Genomic DNA, 13,721 nt, shown 5'->3' on the forward strand with positions numbered 1-13,721 from the left:
GATCAGGCGCTGAGCTGGTTGTGTTTGCGGGCAATGAAATCCTTGGCGGTTTCCACTGCCACCGCGGCATCCCGGCAATAGGCATCGGCACCGATGGCCTTGCCGAATTCTTCGTTCAGCGGCGCGCCACCGACCAGCACGATGTAATCGTCCCGCTTACCCTGTTCGATCAGCGTGTCGATCACCACCTTCATGTAGGGCATCGTTGTGGTCAGCAGCGCTGACATGCCCAAGATATCGGGCTGTTCGGTTTCAAGCGCTTCAAGATAGGCTTCGACCGCGTTGTTGATGCCAAGATCGACCACTTCGAAACCGGCGCCTTCCATCATCATGCTGACAAGGTTCTTGCCGATATCGTGGATGTCGCCCTTGACCGTGCCGATCACCATCTTGCCCATGCGTGGCGCGCCGGTTTCGGCCAGCAGGGGTTTCAGGATCGCCATGCCGCCCTTCATTGCATTGGCCGCCAGCAGCACTTCGGGTACGAACAGGATGCCATCGCGGAAATCGTGGCCGACGATGGTCATGCCACCGACCAGCGCCTTGGTCAGGATGTCGTAAGGGATCCAGCCACGCTCTAGCAGGATATTCACCGATTCTTCGATTTCTTCCCTCATGCCGTCATAGAGGTCATCGAACATTTGCTGGACAAGCTCTTCATCATCCAGTTCTGACAGGATGAGATCGTCTTCTTGGTCGGACATGGCGCGTTTCCCTGGGGCTTGGTCGGCAAGGGCCGAAGCGGAGATTACCAATTCACCTTTGAGAAATTCCGCTTTGGCTGACTAGGCGGATTACGACACGCGGTGCTTCGCTACCGACCTGTGGTTTGATTTTGCCGCTGCGGGGGACCGGGGCTTGTAGAAAGTTCTTGTTATGTTCTAGTTTAGGCCATGTCCTATGCCAAAAACGATGCTAAGATTCCGATTGAGCCCGCGCGCCGCCCCGGACGCGCGGCGGCGAGCAATGATGTCAGCCGGTTCGAACGGTTTGAGCGCACGCTCTTCGCCGATGGCTGGGACGGTGCGGAAGAGTTGCCGAAGCTGAAAACCGAAGTGAGCCTCGAGCGGCCGCGCAGCATGATCAGCTATAACCGATCGCCGGATCTGCCGTTTGACCGGTCGATCAATCCTTATCGTGGTTGCGAGCATGGCTGCATTTACTGTTTCGCGCGGCCCAGCCATGCCTATCTGGGGCTGTCGCCTGGGCTGGATTTCGAAACGCGGCTGGTGGCGCGACCGCAAGCGCCTGAGATTCTGGACAGCGAATTGCGGCGTAGAAGTTACAAGGTGGCGCCACTGGCAATCGGCACCAATACCGATCCCTATCAGCCGGTCGAGAAGGAAATGGAAATCACCCGCGCCTGTCTGCAGGTGCTGCGCGATTTCCGCCATCCGGTGGCGATCGTGACCAAGGGCACGCTGATTGAGCGCGATCTGGATATTCTGAGCGACATGGCGCGGGACGGATTGGTGCGGGTAGGGATTTCGCTGACAACGCTGGATCCGGGCCTGTCGCGGCGGATGGAGCCAAGAGTGCCGCAACCCAAACGCCGGTTGGCAGTGATCCGACGATTGTCGGAGGTTGGTGTGCCGGTGCGGATCATGAGCTCGCCCATCGTGCCGGGGTTGAGCGATACAGAAATCGAGGCGCTGCTGGCGGCGGGCAAGGACGCGGGGGCCAGCGCGGCCAGTTGGATCATGCTGCGATTGCCACGCGAAGTGTCGCCGCTGTTCCAGCATTGGCTGACCGAACACTATCCCGACCGGGCCGGACGGGTGATGGCGCGGCTGCGCGAAATGCATGGTGGCAAGGAATACGATGCGCGCTGGGGCCGCAGGATGCGCGGTGAAGGAGTTTATGCCGAGATGATCGCGCGGCGGTTCGAATTGGCGGCAAAGCGACACGGGCTGGACCGGCCACAGCCGAAATTGCGCTGTGATCTGTTCCGGGCGCCGGTACGGGTGGGGGATCAGTTGGACCTGTTCTGAGCGGAGGACTGACCCCTGCGGATCAGGTTTGCGGGCAGATTGTGCCGACTTGGTCACTGATTTGGCGCGTGTATTGCCGGGCTGAAGCCCGGCCTACATTGTTCTTGATCTGTAGCTGTTCAGGTTGATGATTTTATAGCAACAGGTTAGCCGCGACGACGACGGGAGCGGCGGGCCGGGGCGCTGTCTGTGCCGGTGCCGTCACTGGCCGAGGAAAAGCCGCCAAGCGCGGTGGTGATCTGTTCCAGCGTCGGACGCGGGCCGCGCGGGCGAGTGACAAGCGCGTCATGCATTGCGGCCAAGTGTTCCGGCATTGTGCCGCAACAGCCGCCGATGATCGTCGCTCCGGCATCGCGGGCCAATACCGCATATTCGGCCATCAAGTCGGGGGTGCCGTCGTAATGGATATGGCCGTCGTGATATTTCGGGATCCCGGCATTGCCCTTGGCGATGATCGGGCGTTCGGTTCCCTGAGCGGCGAAACTCAGCACGGTGCGCAGCAGGTCCGAGGCCCCGACGCCGCAATTGGCACCAAAGGCGATTGGCGGGTTAGGCAGTTTTTCCACCATATCCACCATCTGGGCCGAGGTGAGGCCCATCATGGTGCGCCCGGCAGTGTCGAAGCTCATGGTGCCGCACCACGGCATGTCGGCCAAGGCAAAGGCTTCGGCGGCGGCCTTGTATTCTTCGGGGGCCGAAATGGTTTCTAGCCACAAAATGTCGGCGCCGCCTGCTTTCAAGCCCTCGGCCTGTTGATGGAAGATCTCGACCGCGACGGTATGGGTCAGCGGACCCATCGGGGCAAATATTTCACCAGTGGGGCCGACGGATCCGGCCACCACGACGGGGCGTCCGGCGGCATCGGCGACGTCGCGGCCCAATTCCGCGCTGATCTGTGACAATTCGCCGGCGCGTTTTTCCGCCCCGTGCAATTTCAGTCGCGCGGCATTACCGCCAAAGGAATTGGTCAGGAAAATGTCGCTGCCGGCATCGACGGCGGATTGGTAAAGCTGCTTGATCCGATCGGGGTGGTCTTCGTTCCACAGTTCTGGCGCGTCGCCCGAGCTGAGCCCCATATTGAACAGGTTGGTGCCGGTCGCGCCATCGGCCATCAGCCAGTCGCGGGTTTGCAGGAGGCGGGAAAGGGCGTTGGTCATGTCAGTGTCCAGAATAGTCGGCGGGCCAAGAGCGCCGGAACAGAGAGGGCAAGCACAATCATCACGGATCAGGCTGGGGATTTCAGGGTCGGAAACGACAAAACGCGGCGTCTCAGCGCCGCGTTTCTTGTTGGATCAGAAACCGGAAGCGCGGCTTAGTCGGTTTCCTTCATCAGGCCAGCTTTGGCCTGAGCCAGCATTTCGGCCCGTTTGGCGCGGATTTCGGCGGCCTCGACCTTGCCGTTCAGGTCGCCGGCGACCTTGCGCACGACATCTTCATGGCCGGCTTCTTCGAAATCGGCCTTGATGACGGTCAGGGCATAGGCGTCAGCGTCGTCGCCCGACAGGCCCTGCTTTTCGGCTGCCCACAGACCCAGCAGCTTGTTGGCGCGGGCTTCGGCCTTGAACATCATTTCTTCATCATGGGCGAATTTGGCTTCAAATGCGGATTCGCGATCGTCAAAGGTGGTCATTCTAGATCCTCGGGTGACGTTGGTGTTGAGCCACATATGCCCGTCATCACGGTCCTGTGCAAGAGTTAGGGACCTATTGCGACAATGCCGCCATTGCACTAAGACGACGCCAACCCCCGGGGACTCATCCCCGGATGATCGACGGAGTGGCCATGGCACGGCGCAAGAAAATCTACGAAGGCAAGGCGAAAACACTTTATGAAGGCCCCGAACCGGGAACCATCGTACAGTATTTCAAAGATGACGCCACTGCGTTTAACGCCGAAAAAAAAGCCGTTATCGAAGGCAAAGGCGTTCTGAACAACCTGTTGTCGGAATATTTCATGCTGGGGTTGACCAATATCGGCGTGCCGAACCATTTCCTGAAACGGCTGAACATGCGTGAACAGTTGGTCCGGTCGTGCGAAATCGTCCCGCTGGAAGTGATCGTGCGCAATTACGCCGCCGGGTCGATGGCCAAGCGTCTGGGAATCGAGGAAGGCACCCAATTGCCGCGCCCGATCGTCGAATATTGCTACAAGGACGACAAGCTGGGCGATCCGCTGGTCACCGAGGAACATATCGCCGCCTTTGGCTGGGCCAGCCCGCAAGACATGGACGATATCCTCAGCTTGGCGCTGCGGGTCAACGATTTCCTGTCTGGTGTGATGTATGGGGTAGGAATCAAACTGGTGGATTTCAAGATCGAAATCGGCCGGGTGTATGAAGGCGATTTCCAGCGCCTGATCGTGGCTGATGAAATCAGCCCCGACAGCTGCCGTTTGTGGGATATTGAAACCGGTCAGAAGCTGGACAAGGACGTGTTCCGCCGCGATCTAGGCAGTCTGACGGATGCTTATACCGAAGTGGCCAAGCGTCTGGGCGTGATGCCCAAAACCTCGGCCCCGATGGGCAAACCCACCCTGATCAACTGAAAACGGGTCCGGACTGCGGGGCCTGATTTGCTTAAGTAAACACAAGACCGCATCGAATGCGGTCACAGACCGGAGAAGCGCAAATGAAAGCTCGCGTTCACGTCATGCTGAAAAACGGTGTTCTGGATCCGCAGGGCGAAGCGGTTCGCCACGCATTGGGATCGCTTGGATTTGATGGCGTCGAAGGTGTGCGGCAGGGCAAAGTGATCGAGCTGGATCTGGCCGACGGTACCAGTGAAGACACGGTCAAGGACATGTGCGAGAAGCTTCTCGCCAATACCGTGATCGAAAGCTACACGATCGAACTTAACTGAGCCGAGACAGGAGCCCAGCCCATGAAAGCTGCCGTCATCGTTTTCCCCGGATCCAATTGCGACCGCGACCTGGCGGTCGCCTTTGAACGCGCCGGGGCAAATGTCTCCATGGTCTGGCACAAGGATACGCACCTGCCCGACGATATTGATATCGTCGGTATTCCAGGCGGATTTTCCTTTGGCGACTATCTGCGCTGTGGTGCGATTGCAGCGAATTCGCCGATTTGCCGGTCAGTGGTGAAACATGCGGAAAAGGGCGGCTATGTTCTGGGCATCTGCAATGGATTTCAGGTGCTGACAGAAACCGGGCTGTTGCCGGGTGCTTTGATGCGCAATGCAAACCTGAAATTCATTTGCAAACAGGTGGGGCTGCGGGTCGCCACGGCCGACAGCGCCTTTACTACCGGGTATGCCAAAGGACAGGAAATCACCGTTCCGGTCGCCCATCACGACGGCAATTACAATGCAGAGCCCGATTTGTTGGCGCGGTTGCAGAGCGAGGATCGTATCGCCTTCACTTATACCGACAATCCCAACGGGTCGGTGGCCGATATCGCCGGGGTTCTGTCGGAAAACCGCCGGGTGCTTGGTATGATGCCGCATCCCGAACGCGCGGTGGATGAAAGCCACGGCGGCACCGACGGATCGGCAATGTTCCGCGGCTTGGTGGATCAACTCGCCACAGCGTGACTTGCGGCTTGGCCCGGCTGTGGCCTAATCTGAGGCATGTCGCTGTTGCCACGATCAATAAATTCCCTGCGCGGCCCCCGCACGATATCGTGGCGGGTACGAGTGGCATTGTTGGTGCTGTTTATTGTTGCGGTGACAACAGTCTTGACCACCCATGCGCTGCTGACCGACCGGTTTACCGAAAATACCCGCAATCGGGCTGAATTACGGTTGGCGCTGTATAGCGGCAATCTGTTGTCGGAGTTGCGCCGAAACGCCATCGTGCCGCAGTTGTTGTCGCGCGATCCGACGCTGATCGGGGCGCTGAATTCGTCGGATTATTCCAATTCGACCCAGCGGTTGATTTCCTTTGTCGAAGAAATTGGCGCGGCTTCTTTGATGCTGCTGGACAGCGACGGGCGCGCAGTGGCGGCGACCGACCGAAACCGATTGGGGTCGCAACACAGGACCGAGCCCTATTTTGTCAACGCGATCCGGGCCAGCGAAACCCTGTTTACCGTGTTGCGCAAAGAGTCGGGCGGCTATCTGTTTGGCTATACAAGGCGGATCGAAGATCAGGGTCAGACGCTGGGCGTGATCATGGTCGAGGTCGATTTGCAGAAATTCGAACGCGCTTGGGCCGGGATTTCGGATGCGGTTCTGGTCAGTGATAGCGAAGGGGTTATCATTCTGGCCACCGAACCACGCTGGCGTGGTCAGACCGAGGCCGAAGCCTTGGCCACGGCACCGGCTCAATCGGCCATTCAGCGCGCCATTCAGGCCACCGCCGACTGGGCCACGGTGCCCGCCGATGCCTATGTGCAAGGTCAGGCGGTCATGCGGATGGAAAGCCGCATTCCGTTCCGTGGCTGGCGCATTGCCAGCTTCACCACATACGAAAGCGTGCGCGATAAGGTGAACGGGGTACTGGCGCTGGAAATCATGGGATTCGCCATGCTGCTGGCGCTGACCTTCTATGCGATGAGCCGAAAATCGACGCTGAGGATGATGCTGTTCCAGCGGGAATCGGCAGAGCTTCGCGCATTGAACGCAAGGCTACAGCGGGAAGTCGCCGAACGTGAGCGGGTGCAAAAGTCGCTCGACGTGGCCGAACAGACGCTGGCGCAAAGTTCCAAACTGGCCGCTTTGGGCGAAATGTCGGCGGCGGTCAGTCACGAATTGAATCAACCATTGGCGGCGATGAAAACCTATCTGGCCGGGGCGCGATTGTTGCTCAAGCGCAACCGCCCTGATGAGGCACTATCGAGCTTCCAGCGGATCGATGATCTGATCGAACGAATGGGCGCGATCACCCGGCAATTGAAAAGCTATGCGCGCAAGGGGGGCGACACGTTTTCCCCTGTGGATATGGGCGAAGCGTTGGCTTCTGCGCTGTCGATGATGGCGCCGCAGCTGAAGGATCGAAAGGTGCGGATCACCCGGGCACTGCCATCTGAACCGGTGCAGGTGATGGGCGATCGTGTGCGGGTCGAACAGGTCATGGTGAACCTTCTGCGCAATGCGCTGGACGCCACTCAGTCGGTCGATGAACCCGAGATCGAAATCATACTGGCCGCCGGAGAAACCGTCACTTTGACGGTGCGCGATAACGGGCATGGCATTGAAGAACTCGATGAGTTGTTCGAACCGTTCTACACGACCAAGAAGCCCGGAGAGGGTGTCGGTCTGGGGCTTGCCATTTCATCTGGTATCGTCAAGGACTTAGGTGGACGCCTGATGGCACGTAATGCCGAAGGTGGGGGGGCTGTATTCGAAATGCAGCTGCCTATCTTAACTGGTGAGAGCGATATCGAAGCGGCGGAGTAAAGCCCCATGTCGAAAGTAATGAAAATCGCCATCGTGGATGACGAGCAGGATATGCGGCAGTCGATCAGCCAGTGGCTGGCGTTGTCGGGGTATGACACCGAAACTTTTGCCAGCGCCGAAGATGCGCTGAAAGGGATCGGGCCGGATTATCCCGGAATCGTAATCACCGACATCAAGATGCCTGGCATGGACGGGATGAAATTCCTGAAAAAACTGATGGGAAGCGACAGCGCGTTGCCGGTGATCATGATTACCGGGCATGGCGATGTGCCGATGGCAGTCGAAGCGATGCGCGTCGGCGCGTTCGATTTTCTGGAAAAGCCGTTCAATCCCGACAGGATGACCGAACTGGCCAAGAAGGCCACCAATGCCCGCCGGTTGACGTTAGACAATCGCGCGCTGCGGCGTGAATTGTCCGATGGCGGCCAGTTGATGAAGAAACTGATCGGTGCCTCGCCGGTGATGGAACGGTTGAAGGAAGATATTCTGGATCTGGGGCAGGCCGATGGGCATGTGTTGATCGATGGTGAAACCGGCACCGGCAAGACGTTGGTGGCCCATGCGCTGCATGCGGTTGGGGCACGGGCGGGTAAGAAATTCGTGCTGTTGTCCTGTTCCGCCTGGGACGAAGAGGTGCTGGCCAAGCGATTGTTTGGACCGATGCAGCCAGAAGACACGCAATTGCCCGCAGTGGAAGAGGCGCGTGGCGGCACACTTGTGTTGGAGGACGTCGAGGCGTTGTCGGATAGTTTGCAGGCGCGTTTGCTGAGTTTTATCAACGATCAAGGCAGCCCGGCAGAAACTCGGATCGTGGCGATCTGCAACATGCAAGAACAGGATCGTACTTGCGAAGACGCTTTGCGGTCTGACCTGTTTTACCGGTTGGCCGCATTGCGGATCACCCTGCCGCCGCTGCGCCAGCGCGGCGAGGATATACTGACCCTGTTTACCCGACTGTCCGAACAATTCGCCGAAGAATACGGCTGCGACGCGCCGCAGGTGTCGGCACAGGAAGCCGCGCAACTGTTGCAGGCCCCGTGGCCCGGCAATGTGCGCCAATTGATCAATCTGGCCGAACGCGCGGTGCTGCAATCGCGCCGTGGCAGCGGCACCATCGCATCGCTGCTGATGTCTGATCACGATGAAATGCAGCCGGTGATGACCACAGAAGGCAAGCCGCTGAAAGAATATGTCGAAGCGTTCGAGCGGATGCTGATCGATAACACGATGCGGCGCCACAAGGGATCAATCGCCAGCGTAATGGATGAATTGTGCCTGCCGCGCCGGACGCTGAATGAAAAAATGGCCAAATACGGCCTGCAACGGTCCGACTATCTGTAATTTCTGACAAAAGGCCGAATATGCCTGCTGCCTATCTTTTTGATATGGATGGGCTGCTCTTGGATACAGAGCGGCTGGCCATGACAAGTTTTGTCGACTGCCTGACGCCGATTGGGATTGCTGCTGAAGCGGCGAAAACGTTTTTCCTGACACTGGTGGGGACGTCGGTGTCGCAGACAGATCGCATGCTTGCTGCGTTTCTTGGCGATGCGGGGCAGGCCGAATTTATTGCGCAGCAGTGGAATGCTCATTTCGATCAACGACTGCAACAGAATGTCCCGGTCAAAGCCACGGTGCGGGCGACGCTGGCCGAACTGACCGCAGCCGGTGCGCAGATGGCGGTTGTCACATCTACCAAGGGTGCGCGGGCGCGGCATCATTTGCATCAGGCCGGCTTGCTGGGGCATTTCAAATTCGTTCTGGGCGGGGATGAGGTTTCGGCCAACAAACCCGATCCCGCCCCCTATCGCGAAGCTGCGGCGCGTTTGGGGTTTGATCCGAAACGCTGCGCCGCCTTTGAAGACAGTGACCGTGGTATCATGGCTGCCATGGCCGCCGGATGCCATGCGGTGCAGATCCCGGATTTGCGTCCGGTTGATCAGGCTTTGCCGCAGCTGGGACAGTTGTTGGCTGAAGATCTGGCCCGGGCCGTGGCTCTGGTACAGAACAGGTCGCCCGCGATCATGGCCTGAACCTTCTGTCCGCAGCGTGGTTTCTCTCGCTGCTTTAGATCGTTGTCAGATTAGTCGGGATTGACCCTTAAGAAAATTAAAACCTATAATTTACAAATGGTTGATGTTGTAAGCATCTGTGATGCAATAAGCGCTATGATCAGCGGGCGACGTTTTTTAGGCGCGTCGACAAAACGCGCAGCATACTGCGGGCGGGACGCTGCCCTATGTAAAGTTGCATTTTCCTTATTGTAATTTATCCCCAGCACCCCTTATGGTCTTAGAACGGCGAAAGGCGCGATGCGCTCGCCGCATGAGTTTCGCTGATCCAGAAGTCGTCGGATAGAAAACCCCGACACCTGGTCAGACCGATTGGGCCCTATCGCATATTCATGTGACAGGGCCGTTGAGACCGCCGCTTGGTTGCCGATACGGTGCTGACGGCCATGAATGGGCGCTCTGGGATTGGCGATAGCCGTCAGATGCGTCGGAGAAGAAACGCGATGAGGCGCGCGACACTGTCGAGTAATAGAGCAGGGGCTGACAACAGCCGAACCTGCCTCGCGTCCGCATTCGCCCCTAACAGACATTTGCCGCAACGCCCCCGCCCACCGGGTCAGGAGGCTTTGCCGCGATGCAGACGGACACAATGGCAAAGAAAATGCTCATCGACGCCACCCACGCGGAAGAAACCCGCGTTGTTGTGGTTGACGGAAATAAGGTCGAGGAATTCGATTTTGAATCCGAAAATAAGCGCCAGCTTGCTGGCAACATCTATCTGGCAAAAGTAACCCGCGTCGAACCTTCGTTGCAGGCAGCCTTCGTTGACTATGGCGGTAATCGTCATGGTTTTCTGGCGTTTTCGGAAATTCATCCTGATTACTATCAGATTCCGGTCGCTGACCGCGAAGCGTTGATGGAAGAAGAACGCGCCTATGCTGAGGCCCAAAAGGCCGAAGACGAAGCGGACGAAAAAAAGCCGCGGCGCCGGTCACGGTCGAAATCCAAGGCCGCGACGACCAAGTCGAATGACGCCACTGCGGTGAAAGAGGTCGAAAAGACCGATACCGATAGCGGTGAGATCGCCGGTATGGAAACCATCGACCTGCAGGAAGAAGACGTGCCCGAAGGCAGCTCGCCGATGGAAACGGTGGCCGAAACCCCGGTCGAGGAACCGGTGGACGACGCTGTCAGCGTCGAATCTGGCGCGCCCGAGGCTGCGGTTGATGCCGATGCAGGATCCGCCCCGCAAGAAGATGCTGCGAACAATAAAGGCGACGACACCGCATCGACGGACGAAGACGATGGCGACGACGATGATCTCGACGCTGCGGCCAAGGACGAAAGTATCGAATCTGTCGCCGAAGAAGACGACATCGAAGACATTCGCCCGCGCCGCAAGCCGCGTCCGCGTCGCTACAAGATTCAGGAAGTCATCAAGGTGCGCCAGATTCTTCTGGTGCAGGTGGTCAAGGAAGAACGCGGCAATAAAGGCGCAGCGCTGACCACCTATCTGAGCCTTGCAGGGCGTTATTGCGTGTTGATGCCGAATACCGCCCGCGGTGGCGGGATCAGCCGCAAGATCACCAATGCCGTCGACCGCAAGAAGCTGAAGGAAATCGCCAACGAATTGGACGTGCCCAAGGGCGCGGGCTTGATCGTGCGCACCGCCGGGGCCAAACGAACCAAGTCGGAAATCAAGCGTGACTACGAATATTTGCAACGGCTGTGGGAACAGATCCGCGAATTGACGCTGAAATCCGTCGCACCGGCCAAGATCTACGAAGAAGGCGATCTGATCAAACGGTCGATCCGCGATCTTTACAGCCGCGATATCGACGAGGTTCTGGTCGAGGGTGAGCGCGGCTATCGCATCGCCAAGGACTTCATGAAAATGATCATGCCGTCCCACGCCAAGAACGTGAAGCAATATGCCGAACAGATGCCTTTGTTCGCGCGGTTCCAGGTCGAGAGCTATCTCAGTTCGATGTTCAATCCCGTCGTGCAGCTGCGGTCGGGCGGGTATATCGTGATCGGCGTGACCGAAGCCTTGGTCGCAATCGACGTGAACTCGGGCCGAGCCACCAAGGAAGGCTCGATCGAGGAAACCGCGCTCAAGACCAATCTGGAAGCAGCCGAAGAGGTCGCCCGACAGTTGCGTTTGCGCGATTTGGCTGGTCTGATCGTGATCGACTTCATCGACATGGATGAACGCCGCAATAACAATTCGGTCGAAAAGCGGATGAAGGACAAGCTGAAATCCGATCGTGCCCGCATTCAGGTGGGCCGGATTTCTGGTTTCGGTCTGATGGAAATGAGCCGTCAGCGTCTGCGCCCCGGCATGATCGAGGCGACGACGCAGCCCTGTCCGTCCTGTCACGGCACCGGGTTGATCCGATCGGATGACAACCTGTCGCTGTCGATCCTGCGTCAGATCGAAGAAGAAGGCGTGCGCCGCCGGTCGCGTGAGGTTCTGGTTAAATGTCCGGTTGGCATCGCCAATTTCATCATGAACCAGAAGCGCGAACATGTCGCACAGATCGAAGCGCGCTATGGCCTGTCGGTTCGGATCGAAGGTGAACCGCATCTAATCAGCCCCGATTTCACGCTAGAAAAGTTCAAGACCGCAACCCGGGTGGTGGCAGAAGTTGCCGCACCGGTGGTGTCGGTGGACACGTCACTGATGGATCAGGTCGACGAGGATGCAGAGGCCGATCCCGAAGAGGTTTCCGAAACCGTCGAGACCAATGACGAGGAGACCAAGCCCAAGAAGCGCCGCCGTCGTCGTCGGCGGCGGAAGCCCAACGGCGACCGCACCGAGGGTGATCAGGACGGTCAGGACGAGGATGAGGCAGACGCCGAGTCTGCTGCCGAAGTGCAGCAGGATGCGGCGGACACCGAGACCAAGGCGGATACCAAGATGGTAACCGAGGCCAGCGAAGAACCGGCCGGGGAAGACAAGAAGCCGAAACGCCGCCGCACCCGGTCGCGCAAGAAGAAGACTGACGAGGCTGATGAGGTCGCGGTGGTCGAGAGCGACGCGGCGGAATCGATTGCCGAAGCGCCTGCAGCCGAAGCCCCAACAGCAGAAGCCGAGGCGGAGCCTGCGCCCGAAGCTGCTGTCGTGGCGGATAATGCTGCACCTGTTGCCGATGCGGTCGAACCTGCCGCAGTCGTTGAAGCGGAAGCGGAGCCAGAAGCCTCCGAACCGGTCGAAGTGGCTGACCCGGCCTCTGAAACGGTTGCCGATCAGGTAGCGGAACCCGAAGCCGTCGAAGAGACCGCCGCTGAACCGGAACCCGAAGCCGAACCAACGCCGGAACCGGTAGCCGCAGTAGCCGAATCCGAACCCGTCGAAGACCCCAAGAAGCCGAAGCGACGCGGTTGGTGGTCGCTGGGCTAAACCGGTTTGATGGTTTGAAAAATGACGCCGCGCTTTGTGAAAAGTGCGGCGTTTTTTCTGGTGGAAAGGCTTGTTTCAATCTGGCCACAATGTTGTGACAACGCGTCAGGTGACGGCTGCGGGACAATCGCTTAAGACGGATATCATGTTTGGAATAGAAATCATCGACGCAGGATTGTTGCCTGCGATATTTGTGGCACTGATGGCGGGGATCGTTTCCTTCCTAAGCCCCTGTGTATTGCCCATCGTTCCGCCCTATCTGGCCTATATGTCAGGGGTCTCGCTGGGTGAATTGTCCGATCGGCAGGCGAAGAACCGGGCGCTGGTGCCCGCGCTGTTCTTTGTGTTGGGTCTGTCCACAGTGTTTCTGTTCCTTGGCTTTACCGCTTCGGCCATCGGTTCGCTGTTTCTCAGCTATCAAGGTTGGTTCAATAGCATCGCCGGTATTCTGGTGATGATCTTTGGCGCACATTTCATCGGCGTTTACCGGATCGGGTTTCTGGACCGTGAAGCCCGTATCGATGCCGGTGATCGCGGCGGGTCGTCTTTTGGCGCTTATGTTTTAGGGCTGGCTTTTGCCTTTGGCTGGACGCCGTGTATCGGGCCACAGCTGGGCGCGATCCTGTCATTGGCCGCCTCCGAGGCATCGGTGGCGCGGGGGACGGTTCTGTTGGCGGTTTATGCGCTTGGACTTGGGGTACCTTTCCTGCTGGTCGCCGCCTTCCTGCCGCGTCTGGGCGGCGTGATGGGGTGGATGAAACAGCATATGGAGCGGATCGAAAAGATCATGGGTTTGCTGCTGTGGACCATCGGGTTGTTGATGCTGACCGGGGGTTTTTCGGCTTTTTCCTACTGGTTGCTGGAACATGTGCCGTCCTTGGCGACGCTGGGTTAAGGGGCTGCCCCCCAACCGATACCGCCCAAGGGGCCTTCTGCGTCATTGATTGAAGGCCCGGATGGG

At 58.5% G+C, this 13,721-nt stretch carries 12 protein-coding genes; 9 read left to right on the forward strand and 3 right to left on the reverse strand.

The annotated features are described in order from the left end of the window. Positions 1–2: 2 nt before the first annotated feature. Positions 3–704 (reverse strand): corrinoid protein, encoded by a 702-nt coding sequence (locus TG4357_RS18735; RefSeq protein WP_058264433.1) that lies wholly within the window; start codon positions 702–704, stop codon positions 3–5. A gap of 189 nt (positions 705–893) precedes the next feature. Between TG4357_RS18735 and TG4357_RS18740 the strand changes: the two genes are divergently transcribed. Further along, a complete protein-coding gene (locus TG4357_RS18740) occupies positions 894–1,991 on the forward strand; it encodes a PA0069 family radical SAM protein (protein ID WP_175473932.1) in 1,098 nt (365 codons plus the stop codon). 146 nt (positions 1,992–2,137) lie between these two features. Here the strand turns inward: TG4357_RS18740 and bmt are convergent, their stop codons facing one another. Together bmt and TG4357_RS18750 are read right to left on the reverse strand one after the other, a co-directional pair. Continuing rightward, the gene (gene bmt / locus TG4357_RS18745) at positions 2,138–3,148 is read right to left on the reverse strand and encodes a betaine--homocysteine S-methyltransferase (protein WP_058264434.1); all 1,011 of its coding nucleotides are present in this window, start codon (positions 3,146–3,148) and stop codon (positions 2,138–2,140) included. Positions 3,149–3,303: 155 nt separating this feature from the next. Then, a complete protein-coding gene (locus TG4357_RS18750) occupies positions 3,304–3,621 on the reverse strand; it encodes a DUF1476 domain-containing protein (protein WP_058264435.1) in 318 nt (105 codons plus the stop codon). 152 nt (positions 3,622–3,773) lie between these two features. Between TG4357_RS18750 and purC the strand changes: the two genes are divergently transcribed. The 8 genes from purC to TG4357_RS18790 all read left to right on the forward strand — a co-directional run bounded on the left by purC (position 3,774) and on the right by TG4357_RS18790 (position 13,655). Continuing rightward, positions 3,774–4,535 (forward strand): phosphoribosylaminoimidazolesuccinocarboxamide synthase, encoded by a 762-nt coding sequence (gene purC / locus TG4357_RS18755; protein WP_058264483.1) that lies wholly within the window; start codon positions 3,774–3,776, stop codon positions 4,533–4,535. Between the two features lie 83 nt (positions 4,536–4,618). Continuing rightward, complete coding sequence (purS, locus tag TG4357_RS18760; RefSeq protein ID WP_058264436.1) at positions 4,619–4,849, forward strand: phosphoribosylformylglycinamidine synthase subunit PurS; 231 nt, start codon at positions 4,619–4,621, stop codon at positions 4,847–4,849. A 21-nt stretch (positions 4,850–4,870) separates the two neighbouring features. Continuing rightward, positions 4,871–5,539, forward strand: coding sequence for a phosphoribosylformylglycinamidine synthase subunit PurQ (gene purQ, locus TG4357_RS18765; RefSeq protein ID WP_058264437.1), 669 nt, complete (start codon positions 4,871–4,873; stop codon positions 5,537–5,539). Positions 5,540–5,575: 36 nt separating this feature from the next. Continuing rightward, positions 5,576–7,345: a sensor histidine kinase gene (locus TG4357_RS18770; protein WP_074646946.1), complete on the forward strand. Its 1,770-nt coding sequence runs from the start codon at positions 5,576–5,578 to the stop codon at positions 7,343–7,345. A gap of 6 nt (positions 7,346–7,351) precedes the next feature. After that, complete coding sequence (locus TG4357_RS18775) at positions 7,352–8,686, forward strand: sigma-54-dependent transcriptional regulator (RefSeq protein WP_058264438.1); 1,335 nt, start codon at positions 7,352–7,354, stop codon at positions 8,684–8,686. A 20-nt stretch (positions 8,687–8,706) separates the two neighbouring features. After that, positions 8,707–9,378: an HAD family hydrolase gene (locus TG4357_RS18780; RefSeq protein WP_058264439.1), complete on the forward strand. Its 672-nt coding sequence runs from the start codon at positions 8,707–8,709 to the stop codon at positions 9,376–9,378. A 628-nt stretch (positions 9,379–10,006) separates the two neighbouring features. Continuing rightward, positions 10,007–12,760, forward strand: coding sequence for a ribonuclease E/G (locus TG4357_RS18785; RefSeq protein ID WP_058264485.1), 2,754 nt, complete (start codon positions 10,007–10,009; stop codon positions 12,758–12,760). Between the two features lie 145 nt (positions 12,761–12,905). Further along, positions 12,906–13,655 carry a cytochrome c biogenesis CcdA family protein gene (locus TG4357_RS18790; protein WP_058264486.1) on the forward strand — a complete coding sequence of 250 codons (750 nt, stop codon included), beginning with the start codon at positions 12,906–12,908 and terminating at the stop codon, positions 13,653–13,655. Positions 13,656–13,721 lie beyond the last annotated feature (66 nt).

Origin of the sequence: Thalassovita gelatinovora, assembly GCF_001458355.1 — a bacterium.
GTDB classification, from domain to species: domain Bacteria; phylum Pseudomonadota; class Alphaproteobacteria; order Rhodobacterales; family Rhodobacteraceae; genus Thalassobius; species Thalassobius gelatinovorus.

Excerpts from the sequence above, each read along its gene's own strand:
- TG4357_RS18735 (WP_058264433.1), bottom strand. The coding sequence starts at position 704 with ATGTCCGACCAAGAAGACGATCTCATCCTGTCAGAACTGGATGATGAA.
- TG4357_RS18790 (WP_058264486.1), top strand. The coding sequence starts at position 12,906 with ATGTTTGGAATAGAAATCATCGACGCAGGATTGTTGCCTGCGATATTT.
- TG4357_RS18780 (WP_058264439.1), top strand. The coding sequence starts at position 8,707 with ATGCCTGCTGCCTATCTTTTTGATATGGATGGGCTGCTCTTGGATACA.
- purQ (WP_058264437.1), top strand. The coding sequence starts at position 4,871 with ATGAAAGCTGCCGTCATCGTTTTCCCCGGATCCAATTGCGACCGCGAC.
- bmt (WP_058264434.1), bottom strand. The coding sequence starts at position 3,148 with ATGACCAACGCCCTTTCCCGCCTCCTGCAAACCCGCGACTGGCTGATG.
- purC (WP_058264483.1), top strand. The coding sequence starts at position 3,774 with ATGGCACGGCGCAAGAAAATCTACGAAGGCAAGGCGAAAACACTTTAT.
- TG4357_RS18750 (WP_058264435.1), bottom strand. The coding sequence starts at position 3,621 with ATGACCACCTTTGACGATCGCGAATCCGCATTTGAAGCCAAATTCGCC.
- TG4357_RS18770 (WP_074646946.1), top strand. The coding sequence starts at position 5,576 with ATGTCGCTGTTGCCACGATCAATAAATTCCCTGCGCGGCCCCCGCACG.
- purS (WP_058264436.1), top strand. The coding sequence starts at position 4,619 with ATGAAAGCTCGCGTTCACGTCATGCTGAAAAACGGTGTTCTGGATCCG.
- TG4357_RS18785 (WP_058264485.1), top strand. The coding sequence starts at position 10,007 with ATGGCAAAGAAAATGCTCATCGACGCCACCCACGCGGAAGAAACCCGC.
- TG4357_RS18740 (WP_175473932.1), top strand. The coding sequence starts at position 894 with ATGTCCTATGCCAAAAACGATGCTAAGATTCCGATTGAGCCCGCGCGC.
- TG4357_RS18775 (WP_058264438.1), top strand. The coding sequence starts at position 7,352 with ATGTCGAAAGTAATGAAAATCGCCATCGTGGATGACGAGCAGGATATG.